This window comes from Acidovorax cavernicola (assembly GCF_003581445.1).
In genome coordinates this window covers 13,204-36,396 of the sequence record NZ_QXMN01000024.1, presented here as the reverse complement: position 1 = coordinate 36,396, position 23,193 = coordinate 13,204, and the positions used below count along the sequence as shown (strand labels likewise).

General features: G+C 67.8%; 20 protein-coding genes. 11 read left to right on the top strand and 9 right to left on the bottom strand.

Translation table 11 applies throughout. The features are described 5' to 3' along the window. Positions 1-618: 618 nt before the first annotated feature. Entirely contained in the window at positions 619-2,382 is a 1,764-nt protein-coding gene (locus D3H34_RS18785) for an Ig-like domain-containing protein (RefSeq protein WP_119555729.1), read from the top strand. A 13-nt stretch (positions 2,383-2,395) separates the two neighbouring features. Here the strand turns inward: D3H34_RS18785 and D3H34_RS18780 are convergent, their stop codons facing one another. After that, complete coding sequence (locus tag D3H34_RS18780; RefSeq protein WP_119555727.1) at positions 2,396-3,460, bottom strand: ROK family protein; 1,065 nt, start codon at positions 3,458-3,460, stop codon at positions 2,396-2,398. Positions 3,461-3,570: 110 nt separating this feature from the next. Between D3H34_RS18780 and D3H34_RS18775 the strand changes: the two genes are divergently transcribed. Further along, entirely contained in the window at positions 3,571-5,127 is a 1,557-nt protein-coding gene (locus D3H34_RS18775; protein ID WP_119555725.1) for an ABC transporter permease/substrate-binding protein, read from the top strand. On the opposite strand, the gene D3H34_RS18770 is transcribed toward D3H34_RS18775, so the two are convergent. From D3H34_RS18770 to D3H34_RS18730, 8 genes are all read right to left on the bottom strand, one after another. After that, positions 5,124-6,560 carry an aldehyde dehydrogenase family protein gene (locus tag D3H34_RS18770; RefSeq protein ID WP_119555723.1) on the bottom strand — a complete coding sequence of 479 codons (1,437 nt, stop codon included), beginning with the start codon at positions 6,558-6,560 and terminating at the stop codon, positions 5,124-5,126. The two genes, D3H34_RS18775 and D3H34_RS18770, sit on opposite strands and share 4 nt — an antisense overlap. A 47-nt stretch (positions 6,561-6,607) precedes the next feature. After that, positions 6,608-7,705, bottom strand: a complete 1,098-nt coding sequence (locus D3H34_RS18765) for an SMP-30/gluconolactonase/LRE family protein (RefSeq protein WP_205736757.1) — start codon at positions 7,703-7,705, stop codon at positions 6,608-6,610. Positions 7,706-7,763: 58 nt separating this feature from the next. Continuing rightward, positions 7,764-9,119 carry a glucarate dehydratase gene (gudD, locus tag D3H34_RS18760; RefSeq protein WP_119555721.1) on the bottom strand — a complete coding sequence of 452 codons (1,356 nt, stop codon included), beginning with the start codon at positions 9,117-9,119 and terminating at the stop codon, positions 7,764-7,766. Between the two features lie 134 nt (positions 9,120-9,253). After that, the gene (locus D3H34_RS18750; protein WP_119555717.1) at positions 9,254-10,240 is read right to left on the bottom strand and encodes a Bug family tripartite tricarboxylate transporter substrate binding protein; all 987 of its coding nucleotides are present in this window, start codon (positions 10,238-10,240) and stop codon (positions 9,254-9,256) included. A 17-nt stretch (positions 10,241-10,257) separates the two neighbouring features. After that, positions 10,258-10,713, bottom strand: a complete 456-nt coding sequence (locus D3H34_RS18745; RefSeq protein ID WP_119555715.1) for a nuclear transport factor 2 family protein — start codon at positions 10,711-10,713, stop codon at positions 10,258-10,260. Positions 10,714-10,763: 50 nt separating this feature from the next. Then, positions 10,764-11,675 (bottom strand): 5-dehydro-4-deoxyglucarate dehydratase, encoded by a 912-nt coding sequence (gene kdgD, locus D3H34_RS18740; protein WP_119555712.1) that lies wholly within the window; start codon positions 11,673-11,675, stop codon positions 10,764-10,766. A 55-nt stretch (positions 11,676-11,730) separates the two neighbouring features. Then, positions 11,731-12,720 carry a Bug family tripartite tricarboxylate transporter substrate binding protein gene (locus tag D3H34_RS18735; protein WP_119555710.1) on the bottom strand — a complete coding sequence of 330 codons (990 nt, stop codon included), beginning with the start codon at positions 12,718-12,720 and terminating at the stop codon, positions 11,731-11,733. Positions 12,721-12,865: 145 nt separating this feature from the next. Next, positions 12,866-13,726 (bottom strand): FadR/GntR family transcriptional regulator, encoded by an 861-nt coding sequence (locus tag D3H34_RS18730; RefSeq protein ID WP_119555821.1) that lies wholly within the window; start codon positions 13,724-13,726, stop codon positions 12,866-12,868. A 110-nt stretch (positions 13,727-13,836) separates the two neighbouring features. Between D3H34_RS18730 and D3H34_RS18725 the strand changes: the two genes are divergently transcribed. From D3H34_RS18725 to D3H34_RS18680, 9 genes are all read left to right on the top strand, one after another. Continuing rightward, positions 13,837-14,661 carry an NAD-dependent epimerase/dehydratase family protein gene (locus tag D3H34_RS18725; protein WP_119555708.1) on the top strand — a complete coding sequence of 275 codons (825 nt, stop codon included), beginning with the start codon at positions 13,837-13,839 and terminating at the stop codon, positions 14,659-14,661. Positions 14,662-14,675: 14 nt separating this feature from the next. Next, entirely contained in the window at positions 14,676-15,566 is an 891-nt protein-coding gene (locus D3H34_RS18720; RefSeq protein WP_119555706.1) for an SMP-30/gluconolactonase/LRE family protein, read from the top strand. A 51-nt stretch (positions 15,567-15,617) separates the two neighbouring features. Next, complete coding sequence (locus D3H34_RS18715) at positions 15,618-16,595, top strand: TRAP transporter substrate-binding protein (protein WP_119555703.1); 978 nt, start codon at positions 15,618-15,620, stop codon at positions 16,593-16,595. A 139-nt stretch (positions 16,596-16,734) separates the two neighbouring features. Beyond that, a complete protein-coding gene (locus tag D3H34_RS18710) occupies positions 16,735-17,223 on the top strand; it encodes a TRAP transporter small permease (protein ID WP_119555701.1) in 489 nt (162 codons plus the stop codon). A gap of 143 nt (positions 17,224-17,366) precedes the next feature. Then, positions 17,367-18,662: a TRAP transporter large permease gene (locus tag D3H34_RS18700; RefSeq protein WP_119555698.1), complete on the top strand. Its 1,296-nt coding sequence runs from the start codon at positions 17,367-17,369 to the stop codon at positions 18,660-18,662. 22 nt (positions 18,663-18,684) lie between these two features. Continuing rightward, positions 18,685-20,256 carry a galactarate dehydratase gene (gene garD, locus D3H34_RS18695; protein WP_119555696.1) on the top strand — a complete coding sequence of 524 codons (1,572 nt, stop codon included), beginning with the start codon at positions 18,685-18,687 and terminating at the stop codon, positions 20,254-20,256. A gap of 26 nt (positions 20,257-20,282) precedes the next feature. Continuing rightward, positions 20,283-21,044 carry an SDR family NAD(P)-dependent oxidoreductase gene (locus D3H34_RS18690; RefSeq protein WP_119555694.1) on the top strand — a complete coding sequence of 254 codons (762 nt, stop codon included), beginning with the start codon at positions 20,283-20,285 and terminating at the stop codon, positions 21,042-21,044. Positions 21,045-21,094: 50 nt separating this feature from the next. Next, positions 21,095-22,075 carry a tripartite tricarboxylate transporter substrate binding protein gene (locus D3H34_RS18685; RefSeq protein WP_119555691.1) on the top strand — a complete coding sequence of 327 codons (981 nt, stop codon included), beginning with the start codon at positions 21,095-21,097 and terminating at the stop codon, positions 22,073-22,075. 23 nt (positions 22,076-22,098) lie between these two features. Beyond that, positions 22,099-23,091 (top strand): Bug family tripartite tricarboxylate transporter substrate binding protein, encoded by a 993-nt coding sequence (locus D3H34_RS18680; protein WP_119555688.1) that lies wholly within the window; start codon positions 22,099-22,101, stop codon positions 23,089-23,091. The last annotated feature ends 102 nt before the right edge of the window (positions 23,092-23,193 follow it).

Here is a 23,193-nt window from a genome sequence, read left to right as displayed (position 1 = left end):
AGACGCATGAATGCAACACAATTGCAACCAATTGAACATTCACACTAGAATCGCCACCGGTTCCGGTGGATGACGATCTGTCGGAGCCCCCTGCATCGCGGGGCAGCCCGCTCCGGACTGGCCTTCCCGGCCGACCGAAGCGCCATCCGTTGGAATCCTGTGCCCCGGACCGGGGAAAACCGATGCGAACCTTCTTCTCATCGCGCACTGGCGAATCTGGCGCTCATGAAGCGGCCCGCATGGCGGGCATCTGCAGCGCCGTTGTCGTGAGAAAGTGCCCAAATAACAGGCAGCACTACAGAGGGGCAAGCCCCTTTCCTACGGGGTCGGAAATTAAGATAAAGGTTCGCTGGTTATTGCAAGCATGGCGTGGAGGAATGAGCGGTCCGCCCTTCCTCTCATAGATTTGCAACCAGTCCCCCCGCACTTCAGAAGCATCGGCGTCCGTCAGGGCGTATCGCCTTCGGCGACCTCGATGCGAGGCAGAAGCATGACCGGCAAAGGTGGTCACGAGCGGGGTTTGAGCGCTTGGCGCCGGGCGACACCTTCGCGCGGCCGAGGCGATTCCCTTTGTTGTTGATCACTGCCGGATTCCCCTGAGCACGGGGAGAGAAATCGATGCCCTCCATTGATTCGCTGCTGGCGCTCGCGCGCCGGCTGGGCGCAGCCATGCCTGTTGCTTTGGCCCTGCTGCTGCCGTTGTCCGCCGCCCCGACCTGGGCGGCCATGAACGAAGTCGGCCGCGCCACGCCGAGCGTGCACCGCCTGCGCTTCTTCATCGACCCGCAACTGGCGGCCGACATCGGCGCGCCCGAGGCCGGCCGCCGGCTCGCGCAGTACGTGGCCGACCTGAACACGGTGTTCCAGCGCGAGACCGTGCGCAGCTTCACCTTCGACCCCGCGAAAGACCTGCAGATCGTCGCGCCCGGCGCGGCCCCGCCCTGCGGCTTCAGCGGCGTCGCCGGCGGCGAGATCGTGCTGTGCGTCGGCCCCTCGAAGCGCGGCTACAGCCACGGCGGCCTGACCACGAGCACCACCTTCCCGCCCACCGGCGTGACCTGGAACCTGAACTGGACCGCGATCCACGACCCGCTGCGCCTGTCGCGTGCCATCACGCCGGCCGCACCCGAATCGACCGAGAAGGACTACCTCGGTCGCCAGCTCAAGACCCTGCTGCACGAGCTGGAGCATGTGTTCGGCGCCGGCTCCGGCGAGTACTACAACGCCATCGCCGTCACCGACACCACCGAGGCCGCGCCCGCCAGCGACCTCGCCATCGTGAAGCACACCGACCGCTACTGGTGGACGCGCCAGCACTGGCGCCTCGACCCGCTGCTGGGCACCGTGTTCGAGCAGCGCTACGACCCGGCCGCCAACCGCGTCGCCACGCTCGGCCTGATCCGCTTCACCGAAGGCACCAAGGCCCAGATCAACACCGACTGGCGCGACTGGCCCAAGCTCGGCAGTTCGAAGTTCATGGCCGCGACCACGGCCACGCAGGTGCGCGTGACAGAGCGCGAGAGCGGTGCCGCACTGGCCGGCGCACCCGTCTCGGTGTGGCGCGACCCCGGCGCCGGCAAGCCGCTGGAGCCGATCGCGCAGGGCACGACCAACGCCGAGGGCCGCTTCGTCTTCGACTGGCGCTGCGGCTTCAGCTGCTTCGCCGTCGGCAAGACCACGCTGCTCGTGAAGGCGCAGGCCTCGGGCCGTGCACCGGGCGCGACCTGGTTCACCATCTTCGATGCCTTCGAGCAGAAGGCGGTGCAGGGGCAGGCGACCTTCACCATCGACCTGCCACTGGGCGTGCCCGACAGCCAGAAGCCCACCGTGTCCCTGGCCGCCCCCGCGATGGCAACCGTGGGCCAGCCCGTGACGCTGGCGCCCGTGGCGGTCGACAACGTCGGCGTCTTCGGCGTGAAGGTGATCGGCACCGACAGCCTGCCGCTGTGCACCTTCACCGCGGCGCCCTATACCTGCCAGTGGACGCCGACGGCGCCGGGCGTGCAGATCATCCGCGTGATCGCGATCGACGCCGCGGGCAATGCCGAGGTCGCGTCGGCGCAGGTGATCGTGCGCGCCCCCGCCGACACCACCGCGCCGACCGTGACGCTGAACGTGCCGCAGATGGCGTCGGCGGCGGCCGGCCTGCCCGTGCGGCTGTCGGGCGCCGCATCGGACGACACCGGTGTCGTCGAACTGGCCTTCATCGTCGATGGCAAGACCGTCTGCGCACTGCGCGCCGCGCCCTACGCCTGCAACTGGACGCCTGCACGCGCGGGCCTGGCGAACATCGAACTGCGCGCCACCGATGCGGCAGGCAACGTGGCCACGGTCTCGGCCACCGCGCGCGTGGGTGCGGAACTGCGACCCGAAGACCTGTAAGCCATCGCGTCGCTCAACGCCGGTTGGTGAAGCTGGCGTTGCCCAGCCCGGTGCCGATGGTCAGCACGCCCCAGCGTTGCACATCGCGCATGAACGGCAGCTCGCTCAGGCCCTGCACCACCGCGTCGTTGTGCATGAGCACCAGCGTCGGGCCCGAGCCGATGATCGGCAGGCGCTGCCACAGCGCGGCCGGCAGGTGGAAGGCGCGGCTCTCCCAGTCGCCCGGCAGGTTCTGCGCGCCGCGCGCGATCGAGCCGTCGGAACGGATCAGCCCCGGGCAGCCGATACCGATGAAAGGCGCGAGCCTGATCTTGCGGCGCTCGGCGTAAATGACCATGTCCTCGAGCATGTCGGCGATGCGCTCGACCATGTGGCTGCGGTTCGGGCCGTCGTCGGCGTGTCGCCACTTCTCGCGCCGGACGACCTTGGCGCGCGAGAAATCGGGCGCCTTGCGATGTCTTGTCTTCACGATGCCGCAGCGCACGTTGGTGCCGCCGATGTCCACGGCCAGGATCGCGTCGTGCCCTTTCAGCAGCGCCGGCGGCGTGAGGTGCACCCAGCCGATCAGCCCGCCGTCGTCGACGTTGTGCGACAGGCGCCCCAGTTGCACGTGCACGCCCAGGTCCTCGAGCATCGCGCCCGCCTCCAGGATCGCGCGCTCGCCCACGTCGCTCTCGGGAAAGCCGCCGCCCACCACGATGCGCTGCACCTTGCGCCACGAGGGCTGGCGCACAAAGCGCTGGATCACGAAGGCCAGCTCTTCGGCGAACTCCTCGATGGCGCCATGCATCACGTCGGCGGCGGCCGTGGCGGTCTTTTCCTGCAGCGCGCGGTCGAGTTCCTTCTTGCTCAGGTCGCGTGAATGGGTGCCGCCCAGCGGATCGCGGCCGGCCTTGCGGCGCCGCTTGCGCCAGCGCTCAAGCAATTCGCGAAACGCCGTCTGGCTGGCCTGGTCGCCGACGAAGCCGTCCTTGTCGCGCAACTGGAGGCTGTAGCCATCGACACGCAGCCCGGGCAGCTCGCGCAGGCCATGGATGTCGGGACCGGGGAGCTGGGACTTGGCGGACTTGTTTTTCATGCGAGCCACTATGGGCCGCCGCACAGCCTTGGCGCATCGGCTTCGCGCACCACGGCGTGTAGGAGACGGACGGGTACGGCCGGCGCAGCGATGCCGATACACTGACCCGGATGCAGCACCTGCTTCGCAGCTTCTGGCGCGCCGCCCTGTGGCTTCCCGCGATGCTCTGGCTGGCCGCCGCGCCCTGTGCGCAGGCCGCCGACGAGACACTGCGCGTCGGCTCCAAGCGCTTCACCGAGTCGTACATCCTGGCCGAGGTGCTGGCACAGACCGCCGCGCCGCACACCGCCGCGCCGCCCGTCGTACGACAAGGGCTGGGCAACACGGCCATCGTCTATGAAGCGCTGCGCTCGGGCGCCATCGATCTCTACGCCGAGTACACCGGCACCATCGCACTCGAAATCCTCAAGGGCTCGCCCGCCGACACGCGCGAGGCGATGAACGCCGCACTCGCGCCACTCGGGCTCGGCGTGGCGATTCCGCTGGGCTTCAACGACGGCTACGCGCTGGCCGTGCGCGCCGCCGATGCCGACCGGCTCGGCCTGCGCACACTGAGCGACCTGGCGAAGCACCCCGAATTGCGCATCGGCCTGTCGAACGAATTCATCGGCCGCGCCGACGGCTGGAAGGGACTGGCGGCGCGCTACGACTTCAAGCAGACACCGACCGGCCTCGATCACGGCCTCGCCTACGAAGCCATGACGGCCAGGCAGATCGACGCCATCGACATCTACACCACCGACGCCAAGATCGACCACCTCGGCCTGCGCGTGCTCGAAGACGACAAGCGGTACTTTCCGCGCTACGACGCCGTGGTGCTCTACCGGCTCGACCTGCCGACGCGCCTGCCCAAGGCCTGGGCCGCACTGCAGGCGCTGGAAGGCCGGATCGACGAGCACGCCATGATCGCGATGAACGCCCGCGCCGAGCTGCAGGGCGTGCGCTTCGACACCATCGCACGCGACTTCCTCGCCGGCGCGACCAAGGACGGCAAGACGCCACCGAACGCCGCGCGCGGCTTCACCGCCAAGCTCTTCGGCCCCGACCTCTGGCCGCTCGCGCGCCAGCACCTGCTGCTGGTGGCGGTGTCGGTCGGCGTCGCCATCCTCATCGGCGTGCCGCTGGCGATCCTGGTGTTTCCGCACCTGCGACTGCGCGCGGTGGTGCTGGGCTTTGCGAGCGTGATGCAGACCGTGCCTTCGCTCGCGCTGCTCGCGGTGCTGATCTCGCTGCTCGGCGCCATCGGCGCCCTGCCCGCGCTGATCGCGCTCACGCTGTACTCGCTGTTGCCGATCATGCGCAACACCGTGACCGGGCTCGCCGAAGTGCCGCACGGCCTGCGACTGGCGGGCACCGCGCTGGGCATGACGCCGCCGCAGAGCCTGCGCTTCGTGCTGATGCCGCTGGCACTGCCCACGCTGCTGGCAGGCGTACGCACTGCCACGGCCATCGCCATCGGCACGGCCACCATCGCGGCCTTCATCGGCGCGGGCGGCTTCGGCGAGCGCATCGTGACGGGCCTGGCGCTCAACGACCGCGAGCTGCTGATGGCCGGTGCGCTGCCGGCTGCGGCGATGGCACTCGTCAGCGAGGGCATCTTCGAGCTGATCGAGCTCTGGATGCGGCGCCATCGCCGGGCGCCGCCCTCCTCGCTGCCACCGGCCTAGGCCAGCGTGTAGGCCGTCTTCACCGTGGTGAAGAACTCCTGCGCGTACTTGCCCTGCTCGCGCGGGCCGTAGCTCGATCCCTTGCGACCGCCGAAGGGCACGTGGTAGTCCACACCTGCCGTCGGCAAGTTGACCATCACCATGCCGGCCTGGCTGTGGCGCTTGAAGTGCGTGGCGTACTTCAACGAGGTGGTCGCGATGCCGGCCGAGAGGCCGAACTCGGTGTCGTTGGCCGTGGCCAGCGCCTCTTCGTAATTCTTCACGCGGATCACGCTCGCCACCGGGCCGAACACTTCCTCGCGGTTGATGCGCATGCCCGGCGCGCTCTCGCTGAACAGCGCAGGCGACATGTAGTAGCCGTCGGTCTCCAGCTTCAGCAGCTCGCCGCCGGCCGCCAGCGTGGCGCCTTCGTCCTTGCCGATGGCGACATATGCCATGTCCTGGTCGAGCTGCGACTTCGACGAGACCGGCCCCACGTCGGTGCCCTGCGCGAGCGCATCGCCGACCTTGATCTTCGCCATGCGCGTCTTCATCGCTTCGATGAACTTCGGGTAGATGCCCTCGGTCACGATGAGCCGGCTCGATGCCGTGCAGCGCTGGCCGGTGGAATAGAACGCGCTCTGCACGCTGAGCTCCACGGCCTGCGCAAGGTCGGCGTCGTCGAGCACCACCTGCGGGTTCTTGCCGCCCATTTCGAGCTGCACCTTCTTGTGGTTGGTGACGCACTGGACCGCGATGTTGCGGCCCACGCCCACCGAGCCCGTGAAGCTGATCGCGTGGATGCCGGGGTGGTTGACCAGCGCATCACCGATCACGCTGCCGCGTCCCATCACGAGGTTGAACACGCCGGCCGGAATGCCCGAGCGGCTGATGATCTCGGCCAGCGCCCAGGCGCAACCCGGCACGAGGTCGGCCGGCTTGAGCACCACGCAGTTGCCGAAGGCCAGCGCGGGCGCGATCTTCCAGGCGGGAATGGCGATGGGAAAGTTCCACGGCGTGATGAGGCCGACCACGCCCACGGGTTCGCGCGTGATCTCCACGCCGATGTTCGGCCGCACCGACGGCAGCACCTCGCCCGACAGGCGCAGGCACTCGCCCGCGAAGAACTTGAAGATCTGGCCCGCGCGCGTGGCCTCGCCGATGCCTTCGGCTTTTGTCTTGCCTTCTTCACGCGCGAGCAGCGTGCCGAGCTCTTCCTTGCGCGCCAGGATCTCGTTGCCGATCTTGTCGAGCGCATCGGAACGCGCCTGGATGCTGCCCGTCGCCCATGCGGGGAAGGCCGCGGTGGCGGCGGCCACGGCCGCGTCGACATGGCTCTTGTCGCCCTGCGTGTACTGGCCCAGCACATCGGCGATGTTGCTGGGGCTGATGTTGGGGCTGTAGCTGTGGCCGGCCAGCCATTCGCCGTTGATGAGGTTGTTGAATTCGGTCATCGTCGTCCTTGGTGCTTGTTGCGGTGATGAGGTGGGAAGTCCGGCGCTCAGGTCGCGCCTTCGGACTCCACGTAGAGGGCGTACAGCGAATGGCTGGCCGCCATGTAGAGGCGATTGTTCTTGGGGCCACCGAACGTGAGGTTGGCACAGCGCTCGGGCAGGCGGATGAAACCGATGGGCTTGCCCTGTGCGTTGAAAATCTTGACGCCGTCGAGGTCCTCGGACTTCGCCAGCGGCAGGTGGACCTTCAAGCCGTTGCCCGCATCGACGGCTTCGGGCGCCATCGCGCCGTTCCAGCCCCAGCCCATCCAGAGATTGCCGTCGCGGTCGACGCGAAAGCCGTCGAGCGCGGCACCGCCTGCACCGTCGATCAGCTTCACCTTGTTCGACACGCTGCCGTCGGCCGCCACGTCGTAGCTCCAGAGGCTGCGGTTCGGCGTGCCCTTCCATTCGACGACGTAGAGCTTTTTCTCATCCGGCGAAAAGGCCAGGCCGTTCGGATTCACGAGGTCGGTGATGACCGCCGAGACCTGGCCGTCCGGCGTCACGCGGTACACGTTGGTCGTCGCCTGCTCGGGCGTGGCCTTCTCACCTTCCCACGTGCCCGAGATACCGAAGAGCGGATCGGTGAACCACACGGTGTCGTCCGACTTCACCACCACGTCGTTCGGCGAATTCAGCCGCTTGCCCTGGTAGCGATCGGCCAGCACCGTGATGCGCCCATCGGCCTCGGTGCGCACCACGCGCCGCGTCACCGAATGCTCGCAACTGACGAGGCGCCCCTGCCGGTCGCGCGTGTTGCCGTTGCAGTAGCCGGCGTTCGCCTTGTGGACCTTGAACTCGCCGGTCTTTTCCTCGTAGCGCATCAGCCGGTTGTTCGGGATGTCGCTGCACACCAGGTAGCCCTCGCGCGGCATGTACACCGGCCCCTCGGCCCAGCGCATGCCCGTGCCGAGCTGCTCGAGCGTGCTGCTGTAGATCCTGTACTTCGCGAAGCTGGGGTCGAGGATCAGCACCGACGGATCGGGGTAGCGCTGCTGCGGCTTGTAGGGAAACGATTGGGCGACCGCGGCCGCAGCCACCGCGCCGAGGACCGAGCCGGCAGCGGCCTGGAGCAGGCGCCGGCGGTCCATGTGCTTGTTCATGCAGTCTCCTTGGATGTCGGGGGGCGACCGGCACGCCAGGGCACCGGTCGCGGGGTGCTCAGCGGACCATGCAGGGCCGCTTGTTGTCGAAGGTCCAGTTCGGAATGAGGTACTGCATCGCCTGCGCATCGTTGCGCGCACCGAGACCGTGCTTCAGGTACAGCTGGTGCGCCTTCTCGACCTCGTCCATGTCGAGCTCGATGCCCAGGCCGCCGCGCGTGGGCACCTGCACCAGGCCGCCTTCGATCCGCAGCGGCGCCTTCGTGAGGCGCTGGCCGTCCTGCCAGATCCAGTGCGTGTCGATGGCCGTCACCTTGCCGGGCGCGGCGGCGGCCACGTGCGTGAACATCGCGAGCGACACGTCGAAATGGTTGTTCGAATGCGAGCCCCAGGTCAGGCCCCAGGCCTGGCACAGCTGCGCCACGCGCACCGAGCCCTGCATGGTCCAGAAGTGCGGATCGGCCAGCGGGATGTCGACCGACTGCAGCGAGAGGCTGTGCACCATCTCGCGCCAGTCGGTGGCGACCATGTTGGTGGCGGTGGGCAGGTCGGTCGCGCGACGGAACTCGGCCATCACCTCGCGGCCCGAGAACACGCCTTCGGCGCCGCAAGGGTCTTCGGCATAGGCCATCACGCCGTGCAGGTCGCGGCACAGGCGGATCGCGTCGGCCAGCAGCCAGCCGCCGTTGGGATCGAGCGTGACGCGCGCCTGCGGAAAGCGCTCGTGCAGCGCGCGGATCGCCTCGACCTCTTCCTCGCCGCGCAGCACGCCGCCCTTGAGCTTGAAGTCGGTGAAGCCGTAGCGCGCATGCGCGGCCTCGGCCAGGCGCACGATGGCCTCGGGCGTCATGGCCTCTTCATGGCGCAGGCGGAACCAGTCGTTGTCGGCATTCGGATCGGTCTCGTAAGCCAGATCGGTCTTGGTGCGATCGCCCACGTAGAAGAGGTAGCCGAGCATCTGCACCGCATCGCGCTGCTGGCCTTCGCCGAGCAAGGCGGCCACGGGCACGCCCAGGTGCTGGCCCAGCAGGTCGAGCAGCGCGGCTTCGGCGGCCGTCACGGCGTGGATGGTCACGCGCAGGTCGAAGGTCTGCAGGCCGCGCCCGCCGCTGTCGCGCGCGGCGAAAGCGCTGCGCATGCGGTTGAGCACGGCGTTGTGATTGCCGATGGGCTGGCCCACGATCAGGTCGCGCGCGTCTTCGAGCGTCTGGCGGATCTTCTCGCCGCCGGGCACCTCGCCCACGCCGGTGTGGCCGGCGCTGTCGGTGAGGATCAGCAGGTTGCGCGTGAAGAACGGGCCGTGCGCACCGCTGAGGTTCATCAGCATGCTGTCGTGGCCCGCAACGGGCACGACGCGCATGGCGGTGACGACGGGAGCGCCAGAAACGGGAGAAGTGGAGTGTGAAAGTGTCATCTCGAATCAATCCAAAGCTGCGTCGGCCTCTTCGTGGAACACCGCGGAACCGGCTTTGCCGGGCCGCTGGTGTTGCCCCCGGCGAGGGGGTTGGCGAAGCGACACGAAGTGCGCGAAGGCTGGGGGAGAACCATTCAGTCTGCAGTGATGTGGCGGGTGTCGATGAGCGTCTTCCAGCGCGTCCATTCGCGGGCCTGGAAGGCGGTGAAATCCTCGGGCGTGCTGGCGACGATTTCAAGGCCCTGGTCGAGCATGCGCTTCTTCGTCTCGGGCTCCTGCATGGCGGCGATGACCGCGTCGCTCAGCTTCTTCTTCGTGGCGGCGGGCAGGCCCTTGGGCGCGGCCACGCCTTGCCACGAGTAGACCTCCGCGCCCTTCACGCCGGCCTCGGCGAGCGTGGGCACGTCGGGCAGCACGGGCGAGCGCTTGTCGCCGGTGACGGCAATCGCGCGCAGCTTGCCGCCGCGGATGTGCGGCAGCACGGCGTTCACGTTCTGGAACGAGAAGTCGACCTGGTTGCCCAGCAGGTCGTTCACGGCCGGCGCGCCGCCCTTGTAGGGCACGTGCACGCCTTCGGTCTTCGACTGCTGCCAGAAGAGCTCGGCCGACAGGTGGTCGGACGAGCCGTTGCCCGAACTCGCGAACGAGACCTTGCCCGGCGTCTTGCGCAGCAGCGCGAGCACATCGGCCACGCTGCGCTCGGGTCGCGCGACGTTCGCGACCAGCACGTTGGGCGCCTGCACCGGCACGCTGATGTAGTCGAAGTCCTTCGTCGCGTCGTAGGGCACGCTCTTTTGCAGGTGCGGCGTGACGACGAAGGCGCCGAGCGAGGACACCAGCAGCGTGTAGCCGTCGGGCAGTGCACGCCGCACGAAGCCGGTGCCGATGGTGCCGGTGGCGCCGGGCCGGTTGTCGACCACGAAACTGCCGCCGAGCTGGCGCTGCAATTGCAGCGCCAGTGCGCGCGCCACCATGTCGGTGGAGCCGCCGGCGGGGAACGGCACGATGATCGTCACGGGTTTCTGCTGCGGCCATGCATCGGGCTGGGCCGACGCGTGCAGGGGCAGCAGCGCGGTGGCGGCGAGCGCGAGGCCCGTCGCGAGGAATTGCTTTCTCTTCATCGGTTCTCCGCTCGCGATCAGGAAGGAAGCCGCACGGCCTGGCGCGCGAGCAGCTTCCAGTCGCCGCCCTGCTTCTGCCAGACGCCGAGGATCTTCAGCGCCACCTTGCCGGGCTTGCCCGAGTCGTTGGTGTCGGCCGTGAGCGTGTGGCGCACGATGGCGGTGTGGCCGTCGACCACCTTCACGGTCTGTTCCGTGATGGCGATGCGCACGAAATCGGACTTGCCGTCGAGCAGGTCGCTGATGAAGCTGGCCTGCGTGTCGACCTTGCCGCCCGAGTGGCCGTAGCTCAGGTCGTCGGACACCAGCGCGCGCAGCGCGGCGGGTGTCGGGTCGACCATGGCAACGCGCAGCCGCTCGGCGGCCGCAGCCACCGCAGGTTCTGCAGCGGCACCGCTGCTGCCACCGCTGGCGGCACATCCCGCGAACACGGCGGTCGCTGCGGCGGCGAGAAGAATTTTCCTGATGGGCATGTCGTTGTCTCCTGTTGTTCTGTGCGGTGTCGACTCCAATCAGCAGCGGCTTACTGCGGGCCGAGCGTGTCGATGAGCGCCTTCAGCGCGTCCATCTCGTCGGGCTTGAGGTCGGTGAGCGGCGCGCGCACCGGGCCGGCGTCGTGGCCGACGAGCTTGGCGCCGGCCTTCACGATGCTCACGGCGTAGCCGGGCACGCGGTTGCGCAGCTCGAGGTACGGCATGAAGAAGTTCTTCAGCAGACGGTGCTGCGTGGCCATGTCGTCGTTGGCGACCGCGTGATAGAAGTCCATCGCCGTCTTCGGGATGAAGTTGAAGACCGCCGACGAGTACACGGGCGTGCCCATCGCCTTGTAGGCCGCGGCATAGACCTCGGCCGTCGGCAGGCCGCCCAGGTAGGCGAAGCGATCGCCCATCTTCTGGTAGATGGCGACCATCGCCTCGATGTCGCCCACGCCGTCCTTGAAGCCGACGAGGTTCGGGTTGCGTTCGGCCAGGCGGGCCAGCGTGTCGGGCTTGAGGCGGCTGCTGGCGCGGTTGTAGACGATGACGCCGAACTTCACGCTCTTGCACACGGCCTCGACGTGCGCGGCCAGGCCTTCCTGGCCGGCTTCGGTCAGGTAGTGCGGCAACAGCAGGATGCCGTGCGCGCCGGCCTTCTCCGCCGCCTGCGCGCATTGGATGGCGAAACGCGTGGGACCGCCGGCGCCCGCAATGATCGGCACCTTGCCGCGGCAGGTGTCGACGGCGGTCTGGATGATCTCGGGGTACTCGTCACCCGTCAGCGAGAAGAACTCGCCCGTGCCGCCCGCGGCGAACAGCGCGCTCGCGCCGTAGGGCGCCAGCCATTCGAGGCGCTCGATGTAGCCCTTCTTGTTGAAGTCGCCGTTGCTGTCGAAGTCGGTCAACGGGAACGAGAGCAGGCCGGAGCCCATGATGGTCTTGAGTTCTTGCGGGTTCATCGGAGAGGTCCAGTGAAAAAAGAGAAATGAGAAAAAGAGAAGAAGAAGGGGCCGCTCAGTCGAGCTTCAGGTTGGCCTGCTGGACGACCTGGGCCCAGCGCGCGCGTTCCTTGGCGAAGAACTGGTCCTGCTCGGGCGCGGTCATGGTCACGACCTCGGCGCCCTGCCCCGCAAGGCGCGCCCGGATGTCGGGCGTGCGGATGATGCGGACCAGTTCCTTGTTGAGCCGGGCGATCACCGCGTCAGGGGTGCCGCGCGCCGCGACCACGCCCTGCCATGTGCCCGACTCGTAGCCGGGAACGCCCTGCTCCGCGATGGTCGGCACGTTGCCGATCAGCGGCATGCGTGTCGACTTGGACACCGCGATGAGCTTGAGCTTGCCGCTCTGCACATGCGGGTAGGTGGCCAGCATGCCGTTCATCAGCACCTGCGTCTGGCCGGCGACGGTGTCGAGCACCGCCTGCACGCCGCCCTTGTAGGGCACGTATTCCCACTTGGCGCCACTCTTGCGCTGCAGCTCGACACCGGCCAGGTGCGCGGTGCTGCCGCTGGCGGTGACGGCGAAGTTGAGGTCGCTCTTCTTCGACAGCTCGACCAGCTCCTTCAGCGTGTTGGCCTGCACCGAGGGGTGCACCACCAGCAGGTGCGGCGAGTAGGCCAGCATGGCCACGCTGCGCAGGTCCTTCGACGGATCGAACGGCAGCTTGGGGTACAGCGACGGACTGATGGCCAGCGCGCCGAGGTCGCACAGCATGAGCGTGTGACCGTCGCCCGGCGCCTTGGCGAGCATGTCGGCGCCGAGGTTGCCGTTGGCGCCCGCGCGGTTCTCGATGACCACGGGCTGGCCCAGCGCCTCCGACAGCGGTTGGCCGATGGCGCGGGCAATGATGTCCGACGAGCCACCCGGCGGGTACGGCACGATGAGACGGATGGGCTTGGAAGGCCAGGTGTTGCCCGCCCCTTGCGCGAAAGCGTGCAAGGGCAGGCTGGCAGCCAGTGTGGTGGCGAGGGCGGCGCCGAGCGCGCCGCGTCGGTTGACGGTCATGGGGGCTGTCTCCTGAAGTTCGATTCGGGCATGCGTCGCTGCAACGGCGCCGCATGTTATCAGTCATCGTACAACTAGAAAATCAGCTTGTCCAGATCGGAGGACTGAAAAGTCAGCCCGAACTCAACGGAAGCTCAGCGCGAACTCAACGCGAAGGGGTGTTGTCGGACGAGGCGGCGCCGTTGCCGGTCGCCTCCGTCTTGGCTTTTTGCTGTTGCGCTGCTTCCTGCGCCATGCGCAACCGCTCGCGGCTGTTGGTCAGGTGGATGCGCATCGCGGCGCGGGCCGACTCAGGGTCGCGACGCGCAATGGCCGCATAGATTTCCTCGTGCTCGCGGTTCACGCGGCTGAGGTAGCCACCGTCCTGCACGCGGATCGCGCTGATGCGCGTGCGCGGAATGATCGTCGTGCCCAGGTGCCGCATGATGTCGGCGAAATAGGGGTTGCCGGTCGACTGCGCGATCTCCAGGTGAAAGCGGAAGTCCGGCCCCACGGTGTCGCCGCCCACCTTGACGTTGTTCTCGAACTCGTCGAGCGCCTGGCGCATGGCGACCAGCTGCTCGTCAGTGCGGCGGCTCGCGGCCAGGCCGGCCGATTCGGTTTCCAGGCTGATGCGCAGCTCGAGCACGGCCAGCACGTCGACCGAGGTCGCGATCTCGCCGGGATCGAGGCGGAACACCCCGCCCACCCCACCGGGACGCGGCTGCAGCACGAAGGTGCCCACGCCGTGCAACGTCTCGACCAGCCCGCCCGCCTGCAGCTTCGACAGCGCCTCGCGCACCACCGTGCGGCTCACGCCATAGGCCTGCATGATGGCCGACTCGGTCGGCAGCTTGTCGCCGGGGCGCAGCGACTGGCTGCGAATCTTCTCGCCCAAGTCTTCCACCAGCCCATGTGCCAAGCCGCGCGCGCGCTGGCGCGGCCGCCCGACAAAGGCGGCGCTTCCCGCCGGGTTGTCGGCGGTCGTTTTTTGAACCTCGGGATTACCCGCAGTCGTCAGGGCCATGCCGAAGATCATAATCCCGTCATAGTTGTACGACAACAGATAACTTATCACCTAAAAAATGGTGACCAAGTCGTCGTCGCACCTCGCCTTCCATCACACATCCCGAAGACATGTCGACGCCTGAAGCCCCCTCCCCCAAGCTCGGCCGCTTGCTGCTGACCGGCGCCGCCGGCGGACTCGGCCGCGTGCTGCGCGAGCGGCTCGCGCCTTTTGCGAACGTCATCCGCCTGTCCGACATTGCCGACATCGCGCCGGCCACGGGCGCGCACGAAGAAATCGTGCCCTGCGACCTGTCCGACAAGGCCGCGGTCGATGCCCTGGTGGCCGGTTGCGACGCCATCGCCCATTTCGGCGGCGTGTCGGTCGAGCGCCCTTTCGAAGAAGTGCTCGAAGCCAACATCAAGGGCGTCTTCAACCTGTACGAGGCGGCGCGCCGCCACGGCGTGAAGCGCGTGGTGTTCGCGAGTTCGAACCACGTGATCGGCTTCTACAAGCAGAGCGAGCACATCGACGCGCACGCCGCGCGCCGGCCCGACGGCTACTACGGCCTGTCGAAGTCCTTCGGCGAGGACATGGCGCAGTTCTACTTCGACCGCTGGGGCGTCGAGACCGTGAGCATCCGCATCGGCTCGTCGTTCCCCGAGCCGCTCAACCGCCGCATGATGAGCACCTGGCTCAGCTACCGCGACCTCACGGCGCTGATCGAGAAGTCGCTCTTCACGCCCGGCGTGAAGCACACGGTGGTCTATGGCATGTCGGCCAACCGCGACATCTGGTGGGACAACGCCGCCGCCGCGCACCTGGGCTTCGTGCCGCAAGACAGCTCGGAGGTGTTCCGCGACAAGGTCGAAGCGCAGCCACCGGTCGCGCCCACCGACCCGAACGCCATCTACCAGGGCGGCGGTTTCACCGCACAAGGTCCGTTCGGCGACTGAATGCGCCGCACCGCATGAAAGCCGAACTCGTCCTCGACGCACGCAACGGCACAGGCGAAAGCCCTGTGTGGCACGCCGCGGAACAAGCGCTCTACTGGGTCGACATTCCCGCGCGCACGCTGAACCGCTGGCACGCCAGCGAAGGCCCCGCGCAATGGCGCGGCGACGAAATGATCGCGTGCATCGCCCCGCGCGCCGGCCAGCCCGGCGAGTGGATCGCCGGCATGGAAAGCGGCCTGTTCTCGCTGCGCCCGCGCACCGACGGCACGCTCGCAGCCACGCCGCTCGCCCCGGTGGCGCATGCCGCGCCGGGCATGCGCTTCAACGACGGCCGCTGCGACCGGCAAGGCCGCTTCTGGGTCGGCACGATGCTGATGGACATGGCCGCCGGCGCACGCGTCGGTCGCCTGTACAGCTACGCGCAGGGCGACGACAGCGCCACGCTGCGCCTGGACGACCTCATCGTGCCCAACGGCCTGGCCTTCAGCCCCGACGGCCGCACGATGTACCTGTCGGACTCGCACCCGAGCGTGCAGGCCGTCTGGGCCTTCGACTACGACGCCGACACCGGCACGCCTCGCAACCAGCGCCTGTTCGTCGACATGCAACCCCTGCCCGGCCGCCCCGACGGCGCGGCGATGGACGTCGACGGCTGCTACTGGATCTGCGGCAACGACGCCGGCCTGGTGCACCGCTTCACACCCGACGGCCGGCTCGACCGCTCGCTCGCCGTGCCGGTGAAGAAGCCCGCCATGTGCGCCTTCGGCGGCCCGAACCTCGACACGCTGTTCGTCACCTCGATCCGCCCTGGCGGCGTCGACCTGTCGGACCAGCCGCTGGCCGGCGGCGTGTTCGCGCTGCGCCCCGGCGTCACGGGCGTGCCCGAGCCGGCCTTCGGCGGCTGACCTCTTTTTTTGCTTTCTTTTTCACTACAACCACCACAGAGGACGAGACAAATGAAGCTTCACAAGACACTCATCGCACTTGCTGCCGGCGCGGCGGCCGCGTTGACCACGCTGGCCGCCGGCGCCACCGAGTTCCGCTCGGCAGACATCCACCCCGACGACTACCCCACCGTGACCGCCGTGAAGTTCATGGGCGAACGGCTCAAGGCACTGTCCGGCGGCAAGCACAGCATCAAGGTCTTCAACAACAGCGCACTCGGCAACGAGAAAGACACCATCGAGCAGACCAAGATCGGCGCGCTGCAGATGGTGCGCGTGAACATCGCCCCCATGAACAACATCTGCGCCGAGACGCAGGTGCCGACCATGCCCTTCCTGTTCCGCTCGGTCGAACACCTGCACAAGGTGCTCGACGGCCCGATCGGCGAAGAGATTTTGAAGTCGTGCGAGAAGCAGGGCTTCGTGGGCCTGGCCTACTACGACAGCGGCGCGCGCTCGATGTTCACGGCCAAGAAGCCCGTGCGCAACTTCGCCGACATGAAGGGCCTGAAGGTCCGCGTACAGCAGTCCGACCTGTGGGTGTCGATGCTCGAGGCCATGGGCGCCAACGCCACGCCGATGCCCATGGGCGAGGTCTACACCGGCCTGAAGACCGGCCTGATCGACGCTGCGGAAAACAACTACCCCACCTACGAAAGCGCGCGCGCCTTCGAGGTCGCCAAGTACTACAGCAAGACCGAGCACTCGATGGCGCCCGAGATGCTGCTGTTCTCCAAGCGCGTGTGGGACAAGCTCTCCGCCGAAGAACAAGGCTGGATCCGCCAGGCCGCCAAGGAGTCGGTGCCCTACATGCGCAAGCAGTGGCAGGAGCGCGAAGTGAAGTCGCTGGCCACGGTGAAGGCCGGCGGCGCGGAGATCATCGACGTCGACAAGGCCCCGTTCCAGGCCGCGATGAAGCCGGTGTACGACAAGTTCATCACGGACGCGAAGCTCAAGGATCTCGTGAAGCGCGTGCAGGACACCAAGTAAACAGGGCTCGCCCCCAGGCTTCGCGCACTTCGTGTCGCTTCTCCTTCCCCCTACCGGGGGCAACACCTGAGGCCCGGCAAAGCCGGTTCCTCGGTGTTTCACGAAGAGACGGGGCCTTTCCATTTTTCGCGCTGGAAATATGTACACCAAACTTTGCCGCACGCTCGCCCGTGCCTGCATGTGGTTGGGCATCCTCGGTCTCGTCGCGGTGATCTGCGCCGTGAGCTGGCAGGTGTTCGGCCGCTACGTGCTCAACAACACCCCCACCTGGGCCGAGAGCCTCGCGCTGCTGCTGGTGCTCTACGTGACCATGCTGGGCGTGGCCGTGGGCGTGCGCGACGCGGGCCACATCGGGCTCGAATCCTTCCTCGTGCTCGCGCCCGACTGGCTGCGGCTGAAGATGGAATACCTCATCCACGCACTCATCCTGCTGTTCGGCCTGGCCATGGCCTGGAACTGCGCCGAGCTGGCCCAGTCGGTATGGGACTACCGCCTGCCCACGCTGTGGATCTCCGAAGGATGGAAGTACGTGCCCGCCGCCGTGTCGGGCGTGCTCATCGTGATGTTCTCCATCGAACACATCATCGCGCTCGCACAGGGCCGCGAAGTCGAACCCGCCTGGGGATAAGGATGCACACCCCCAAGCTGCGCGCACTTCGTGTCGCTTCGCCAACCCCCTTGCAGGGGGCAACACCAGCGGCCCGGCAAAGCCGGTTCCGCGGTGTTTCCCGCATTGCCGCCCCCTCGACCCCACGTCGGGAAGACTGATCCATGACGACCCCTCTTCTCATCCTCTGCCTCTCGTTCACGCTCTTCCTGCTGCTGGGCGTGCCGGTGGCTTTCTCCATCGGCCTGTCGGCCCTGGCCACGCTGCTCTATGAAGGCTTGCCGCTCGCGGTGGGCTTCCAGCAGATGACCTCGGGCATGGGCATCTTCTCGTTCCTGGCCATTCCGTTCTTCATCTTCGCCGGCGAGCTGATGCTCTACGGCGGCATCGCGGACCGCATCGTCAACTTCGCGCGGGCCCTGGTGGGCCACGTGCGCGGCGGTCTCGGCATGTCGAACGTGGTGGCCTGCACTTTGTTCGGCGGCGTCTCGGGCTCGCCCGTGGCGGACGTCTCGGCCATGGGCGCCGTGATGATCCCGATGATGAAGAAGGAGGGCTACCACGCCGACTACGCGGTCAACGTGACAACCCACGCGGCACTGGTCGGCGCGCTGATGCCGACGAGCCACAACCTCATCATCTATTCGCTCGCAGCGGGCGGCAAGGTGTCGATCGCGGCGCTGATCCTCGCGGCGCTGCTGCCGGCGGCGGTGCTCACCATCAGCAACCTCGCGGCGGCCTACCTCGTGGCCGTGAAGCGCGGCTACCCGGCCGGCAGCTTCCCGGGCTGGGACATCGTGGCGCGTTCGTTCGCGGCAGCGCTGCCGGGCCTGTTCATCGTGGTGCTGATCCTCGGGGGCATCCTGTCGGGCGTGTTCACGGCCACGGAGTCGGCGGCGGTCGCGGTGCTCTATGCGCTGGCGCTGACGATCTTCGTGTACCGCACGCTGAAGTGGGAGCACTTCATCAAGGCTGCGGCCAAGGCCGTGCGCACCACGGGCGTGATCTTGCTGCTGATCGGCATCTCCAGCACCTTCGGCTACCTCATCAGCCTGTACGGCGTGGCCGAACTCACGGGCCAGATGCTGTCGCAGATCACGACCACGCCGTGGATGATCTTCCTGCTCATCAACATCATCCTGTTCGTGCTGGGCACCTTCCTGGACATGGCCGCGACGATCCTGCTGTGCACGCCGATCTTCCTGCCGATCGCGCAACAGTACGGCATGACCTCGGTGCAGTTCGGCGTGGTGATGCTCATCAACTGCGCGCTCGGCCTGAACACGCCGCCGGTGGGCACCACCCAGTTCGTCGGCTGCGCCATCGGCGGGGTGTCGGTGGGCACGGTGATGCGCACGATCTGGCCGTTCTACGGCGCGCTGATCTTCGCGCTCGGGGTGGTCACCTTCGTGCCGGCGTTTTCCACCTGGCTGCCGAGCCTGTTCATGGTGGTCAAGTAAAGACAGAAGAAAGAGCCCCGCGATGGCCGACACGAACACCCGACCGCCCCTGTATATCCGCATCCACGCGGCCGACAACGTCGCCATCGTCGCGAACGACGGCGGCCTCAAGGCCGGCACGGCCTTCGCCGACGGCCTCGTGCTGGTCGACACCGTGCCCCAGGGCCACAAGGTCGCGCTGACCGACCTGGCCGAGGGCGCGGCCATCGTGCGCTACAACGTGGTGATCGGCTATGCGCTCAAGGCGCTGCCGCGCGGCAGCTGGGTGCACGAGCGCGTGATGCGCATGCCGGTCGCGCCCGAACTCGACGGCCTGCCCATTGCCACAGTGAAGGCCCCCGCCCTGCCGCCGCTGGAGGGCTACACCTTCGAGGGCTACCGCAACGCCGACGGCTCGGTGGGCACGCGCAACATCCTCGCGATCACGCAGACCGTGCAGTGCGTGGCCGGCGTGACCGAATTCGCCGTGCAGCGCATCAAGGCCGAGCTGTTGCCGAAGTACCCGAACGTCGACGACGTGGTGGCGCTGGAGCACACGTACGGCTGCGGCGTCGCCATCGACGCGCCCGACGCCATCGTGCCGATCCGCACGCTGCGCAACATCAGCCTCAACCCGAACTTCGGCGGCGAGGTGATGGTGGTGAGCCTGGGCTGCGAGAAGCTGCAACCCGAGCGCTTGCTGCCGCCCGGCACCATTCCCATCGCCGATGAGCGCGGCACGCCCGCTGACGACCTCGACGTGGTCTGCCTGCAGGACGACGCGCACGTCGGCTTCATGTCGATGATCGATTCGGTGATGCGACAGGCCGACGCGCACCTCGCGCGACTCAACAAGCGCCGCCGAGAGACCGTGCCCGCGAGCGAACTCGTCGTGGGTGTGCAGTGCGGCGGCAGTGACGCCTTCTCGGGCGTCACCGCCAACCCGGCCGTGGGCTTCTGCACCGACCTGCTGGTGCGCGCGGGTGCCACCGTGATGTTCTCGGAAGTCACCGAGGTGCGCGACGGCATCGACCAGCTCACCTCGCGCGCGGCCTCGCCCGAGGTGGCCGACGCGATGATCCGCGAGATGGCCTGGTACGACGCCTATCTGCACAAGGGCCGCGTCGACCGCAGCGCCAACACCACGCCCGGCAACAAGAAAGGCGGCCTGTCGAACATCGTCGAGAAGGCCATGGGCTCGATCGTCAAGTCGGGCTCCGCGCCGATCACGGGCGTGCTTGCGCCCGGCGAGAAAGTGGCGCACAAGGGCCTGATCTACGCCGCCACACCGGCCAGCGACTTCATCTGCGGCACGCTGCAGCTTGCGGCCGGCATGAACCTGCACGTGTTCACCACCGGCCGCGGCACGCCCTACGGGCTGGCCGAAGTGCCGGTCATCAAGGTCGCCACGCGCAGCGACCTCGCGCGCCGCTGGCACGACCTGATGGACGTGAATGCCGGCCGCATCGCCGACGGCGAAGCCAGCATCGAGGACATCGGCTGGGAAATGTTCCGCCTGATGCTCGACGTGGCCAGCGGCCGCAAGAAGACCTGGGCCGAGCACTGGAAGCTGCACAACGCGCTGGTGTTGTTCAACCCGGCGCCGGTCACCTGATCGACTCACCCACACGGAGCACAGCCATGGAAGACCTCAAGGACAAGACCGCCCTCGTCACCGGTGCCAGCACCGGCATCGGCGCGGCGGTGGCCATCGCCTTTGCCGCGCGCGGCATGCGCGTGGCGGTGCACTACAACAGCTCGGCCGATGCGGCGAACCGCGTGGTCGACACCATCCGCGCGGCCGGCGGCACGGCCTTCGCGCTGCAGGCCGACGTGCGCGACACCGCCGCGATCCGCGCCTGCGTGCAAGAAACGACGTCACAGCTCAGTCGCATCGACGTGCTGGTGAACAACGCCGGCAGCCTGGTCAAGCGCATGCCCATCGCCGAGTTCGACGATGCGCTGTTCGACGAGGTGATGCACATCAACGCGCGCTCGGTGCTGGCCTTCTGCCGCGAGACCGTGCCGCTGATGCGCAAGCAAGGCAACGGCACCATCATCAACGTGACCTCGGTGGCCGCGCGCACCGGCGGCGGGCCCGGCGCCTACCTGTACGCGGGCGCCAAGGGCTTCGTGAGCACCGCGACGCACGGCCTCGCGAGAGAACTCGTGGGCGACCGCATCCGCGTGAACGCGGTCGCGCCGGGCGTGATCCAGACGCCCTTCCAAGACCGCTTCTCGACGCCCGCGATGCTCGAGACCTTCAAGACCGGCATCCCGATGGGACGCCTGGGCACGGCCGACGAATGCGTGGGCGCCTTCCTGTACCTCGCGTCCGAGCAGCTCTCGGGCTACGTGACGGGGCAGGTGCTCGAGGTGAACGGCGGGCAGTACATGCCCTGAGCTTCCATTCGCCCACAGACGATCAGATCAACAACGGAGACAGAGACATCATGAAGAGAAGCCAGTTCGTCCGCGGCATTGCCGCCCTCTCGGCCACCGCCACCCTTTCGTTCGGCCTGGCCGCGCCCGCTGCGGCGCAAGCCAGCGACTTCCCCAATCGCACCATCGAGCTGCTGGTGCCCTACCAGCCGGGCGGCGGCACCGACGGCCTGGCGCGCGCGTTCTCCGAGGCGAGCCGCAAGCACATCTCGCAGAGCATCGTGATCGTCAACCGCCCCGGCGCCGGCGGCGCGATCGGCTGGAGCGAGGTGATCAATTCGAAGCCCGACGGCTACAAGCTAGCGGTGCTCACCGTGGAGCTGCTGACGCTGCCGCACCTGGGCCTGGCGAAGTTCAACTACGACGACTTCCAGCCCATCGCGCAGCTCAACGCCGACCCGGCCGCGATCACCGTGAAGGCCGATGCGCCGTGGAACACCATTGAAGAACTCCTGGCCGCCGCGAAGAAGTCGCCCGAGAGCATCCGCGTGGGCAACTCGGGCAACGGCTCGATCTGGCACCTGGCCGCCGCCGCGCTCGAAGACAAGACCGGCACGAAGTTCGGCCACATCCCCTTCCAGGGCGCCGCGCCCGCCGTGCTCGCCCTGCTGGGCGGCCACATCGAAGCCGTCGCCGTGAGCCCCGCCGAAGTCACGACACATGTGCAGGGCGGCAAGCTCAAGGTGCTGATGGTGATGGCCGACAAGCGCGTGAAGGGCTTCGAGAAGATCCCGACCGCGAAGGAGCGCGGCATCGACCTGTCGATCGGCACATGGCGCGGCCTCGGCGCGCCGAAAAACACGCCGCCCGAAGTGATGGCCAAGCTGCGCGAGATCACCGCCAAGACCGCCGCCGAGCCGCTGATGCACGAGGTGATGGACAAGCAGAACCTCGGCTACGTCTACACCGACGGCGCCGCGTTCAAGGACACGCTGGCCAAGGACAACGCGTACTTCAAGGCCTTGATCACCAAGCTGAACATCAAGCCATGAGCACGAGACAAGGAAGCACAGCCATGCAACGCCGCACACTGATCCACACCGCCCTCGCCGCCTCGCTCGCCACGGCCCTCCCCGCCTTCGCGCAGGGCGGCAACACCTGGCCCACGGGCAAGGCCATCACCTACCTCGTGCCCTTTCCCGCGGGCGGTACCACCGACGTGCTGGGCCGCCTCATCGGCCAGAAGCTCGGCACCGTGCTGGGCACGAGCGTGATCATCGACAACAAGGGCGGCGCCGGCGGCAGCGTGGGCTCCGAGATCGGCGCGCGCGCCGCGCCGGACGGCTTCACGCTGGTGGGCGGCACCATCAGCTCGCATGCGATCAACGTGAGCCTGTATCCGAAGCTGGCTTACGACCCGCAGAAATCGTTCGCGCCCGTGACGCTGATCGGCACCAATCCCGTGGTGCTGGTGGTGAACCAGGCCAGCCCCTACAAGACGCTGAAGGACGTGATCGCGGCCAGCAAGGCGAAAGCGGGCGGGCTCTCGTCGGCCTCGGCAGGCACGGGCACTTCGCAGCACCTGGCGCTGGAGCTGCTGGGCTACAAGTCGGGCGTGAAGTTCACGCACATTCCGTACAAGGGCAGCGGCCCGGCGATCCAGGACGTGATCGGCGGACAGGTCGACATGATGTTCGACACCACCGTGGTGGCGGGCCCGCACATCCAGAGCGGCAAGCTGCGCGCGATCGCGGTCACGTCGGCCAAGCGCCTGGCCTCGATGCCCGACGTGCCCACCGTCGCCGAATCGGGCGTGCCCGGCCTGCAGGACTTCGAAGTGGTGTCGTGGCAGGCGATCTTCGTGCCCGCCGGCGTGCCGGCCCCCGTGGTCGACCGGCTGCACACCGAGATCCGCAAGATCCTCGCGACACCCGAGATGCAGGACAAGCTCAAGGGCTTCGGCATGGAGCCCGCCGACCTGACGACCGCACAGATCGCCGCATTCCAGAAGGCGGAAGTGGAGAAGTGGGCGCAGGTGATCAAGGCAGCGGGCATCAAGGCGGACTGAACCCCGAATTCGACTGCACTTACACCCCGACAACCGCCTGCCGGGCGGTGCCCCAAAAGACAAAGGACGCTCACCAAACCAAGGGAAGCTTCCTACGTCCCC

Excerpts from the sequence above, each read along its gene's own strand:
- D3H34_RS18785 (WP_119555729.1), top strand. The coding sequence starts at position 619 with ATGCCCTCCATTGATTCGCTGCTGGCGCTCGCGCGCCGGCTGGGCGCA.
- D3H34_RS18700 (WP_119555698.1), top strand. The coding sequence starts at position 17,367 with ATGACGACCCCTCTTCTCATCCTCTGCCTCTCGTTCACGCTCTTCCTG.
- D3H34_RS18745 (WP_119555715.1), bottom strand. The coding sequence starts at position 10,713 with ATGCCCATCAGGAAAATTCTTCTCGCCGCCGCAGCGACCGCCGTGTTC.
- D3H34_RS18735 (WP_119555710.1), bottom strand. The coding sequence starts at position 12,720 with ATGACCGTCAACCGACGCGGCGCGCTCGGCGCCGCCCTCGCCACCACA.
- D3H34_RS18685 (WP_119555691.1), top strand. The coding sequence starts at position 21,095 with ATGAAGAGAAGCCAGTTCGTCCGCGGCATTGCCGCCCTCTCGGCCACC.
- D3H34_RS18750 (WP_119555717.1), bottom strand. The coding sequence starts at position 10,240 with ATGAAGAGAAAGCAATTCCTCGCGACGGGCCTCGCGCTCGCCGCCACC.
- D3H34_RS18715 (WP_119555703.1), top strand. The coding sequence starts at position 15,618 with ATGAAGCTTCACAAGACACTCATCGCACTTGCTGCCGGCGCGGCGGCC.
- D3H34_RS18770 (WP_119555723.1), bottom strand. The coding sequence starts at position 6,560 with ATGACCGAATTCAACAACCTCATCAACGGCGAATGGCTGGCCGGCCAC.
- kdgD (WP_119555712.1), bottom strand. The coding sequence starts at position 11,675 with ATGAACCCGCAAGAACTCAAGACCATCATGGGCTCCGGCCTGCTCTCG.
- D3H34_RS18765 (WP_205736757.1), bottom strand. The coding sequence starts at position 7,705 with ATGAACAAGCACATGGACCGCCGGCGCCTGCTCCAGGCCGCTGCCGGC.
- D3H34_RS18775 (WP_119555725.1), top strand. The coding sequence starts at position 3,571 with ATGCAGCACCTGCTTCGCAGCTTCTGGCGCGCCGCCCTGTGGCTTCCC.
- D3H34_RS18680 (WP_119555688.1), top strand. The coding sequence starts at position 22,099 with ATGCAACGCCGCACACTGATCCACACCGCCCTCGCCGCCTCGCTCGCC.
- D3H34_RS18710 (WP_119555701.1), top strand. The coding sequence starts at position 16,735 with ATGTACACCAAACTTTGCCGCACGCTCGCCCGTGCCTGCATGTGGTTG.
- D3H34_RS18725 (WP_119555708.1), top strand. The coding sequence starts at position 13,837 with ATGTCGACGCCTGAAGCCCCCTCCCCCAAGCTCGGCCGCTTGCTGCTG.
- D3H34_RS18720 (WP_119555706.1), top strand. The coding sequence starts at position 14,676 with ATGAAAGCCGAACTCGTCCTCGACGCACGCAACGGCACAGGCGAAAGC.
- gudD (WP_119555721.1), bottom strand. The coding sequence starts at position 9,119 with ATGACACTTTCACACTCCACTTCTCCCGTTTCTGGCGCTCCCGTCGTC.
- D3H34_RS18780 (WP_119555727.1), bottom strand. The coding sequence starts at position 3,460 with ATGAAAAACAAGTCCGCCAAGTCCCAGCTCCCCGGTCCCGACATCCAT.
- garD (WP_119555696.1), top strand. The coding sequence starts at position 18,685 with ATGGCCGACACGAACACCCGACCGCCCCTGTATATCCGCATCCACGCG.
- D3H34_RS18690 (WP_119555694.1), top strand. The coding sequence starts at position 20,283 with ATGGAAGACCTCAAGGACAAGACCGCCCTCGTCACCGGTGCCAGCACC.
- D3H34_RS18730 (WP_119555821.1), bottom strand. The coding sequence starts at position 13,726 with ATGGCCCTGACGACTGCGGGTAATCCCGAGGTTCAAAAAACGACCGCC.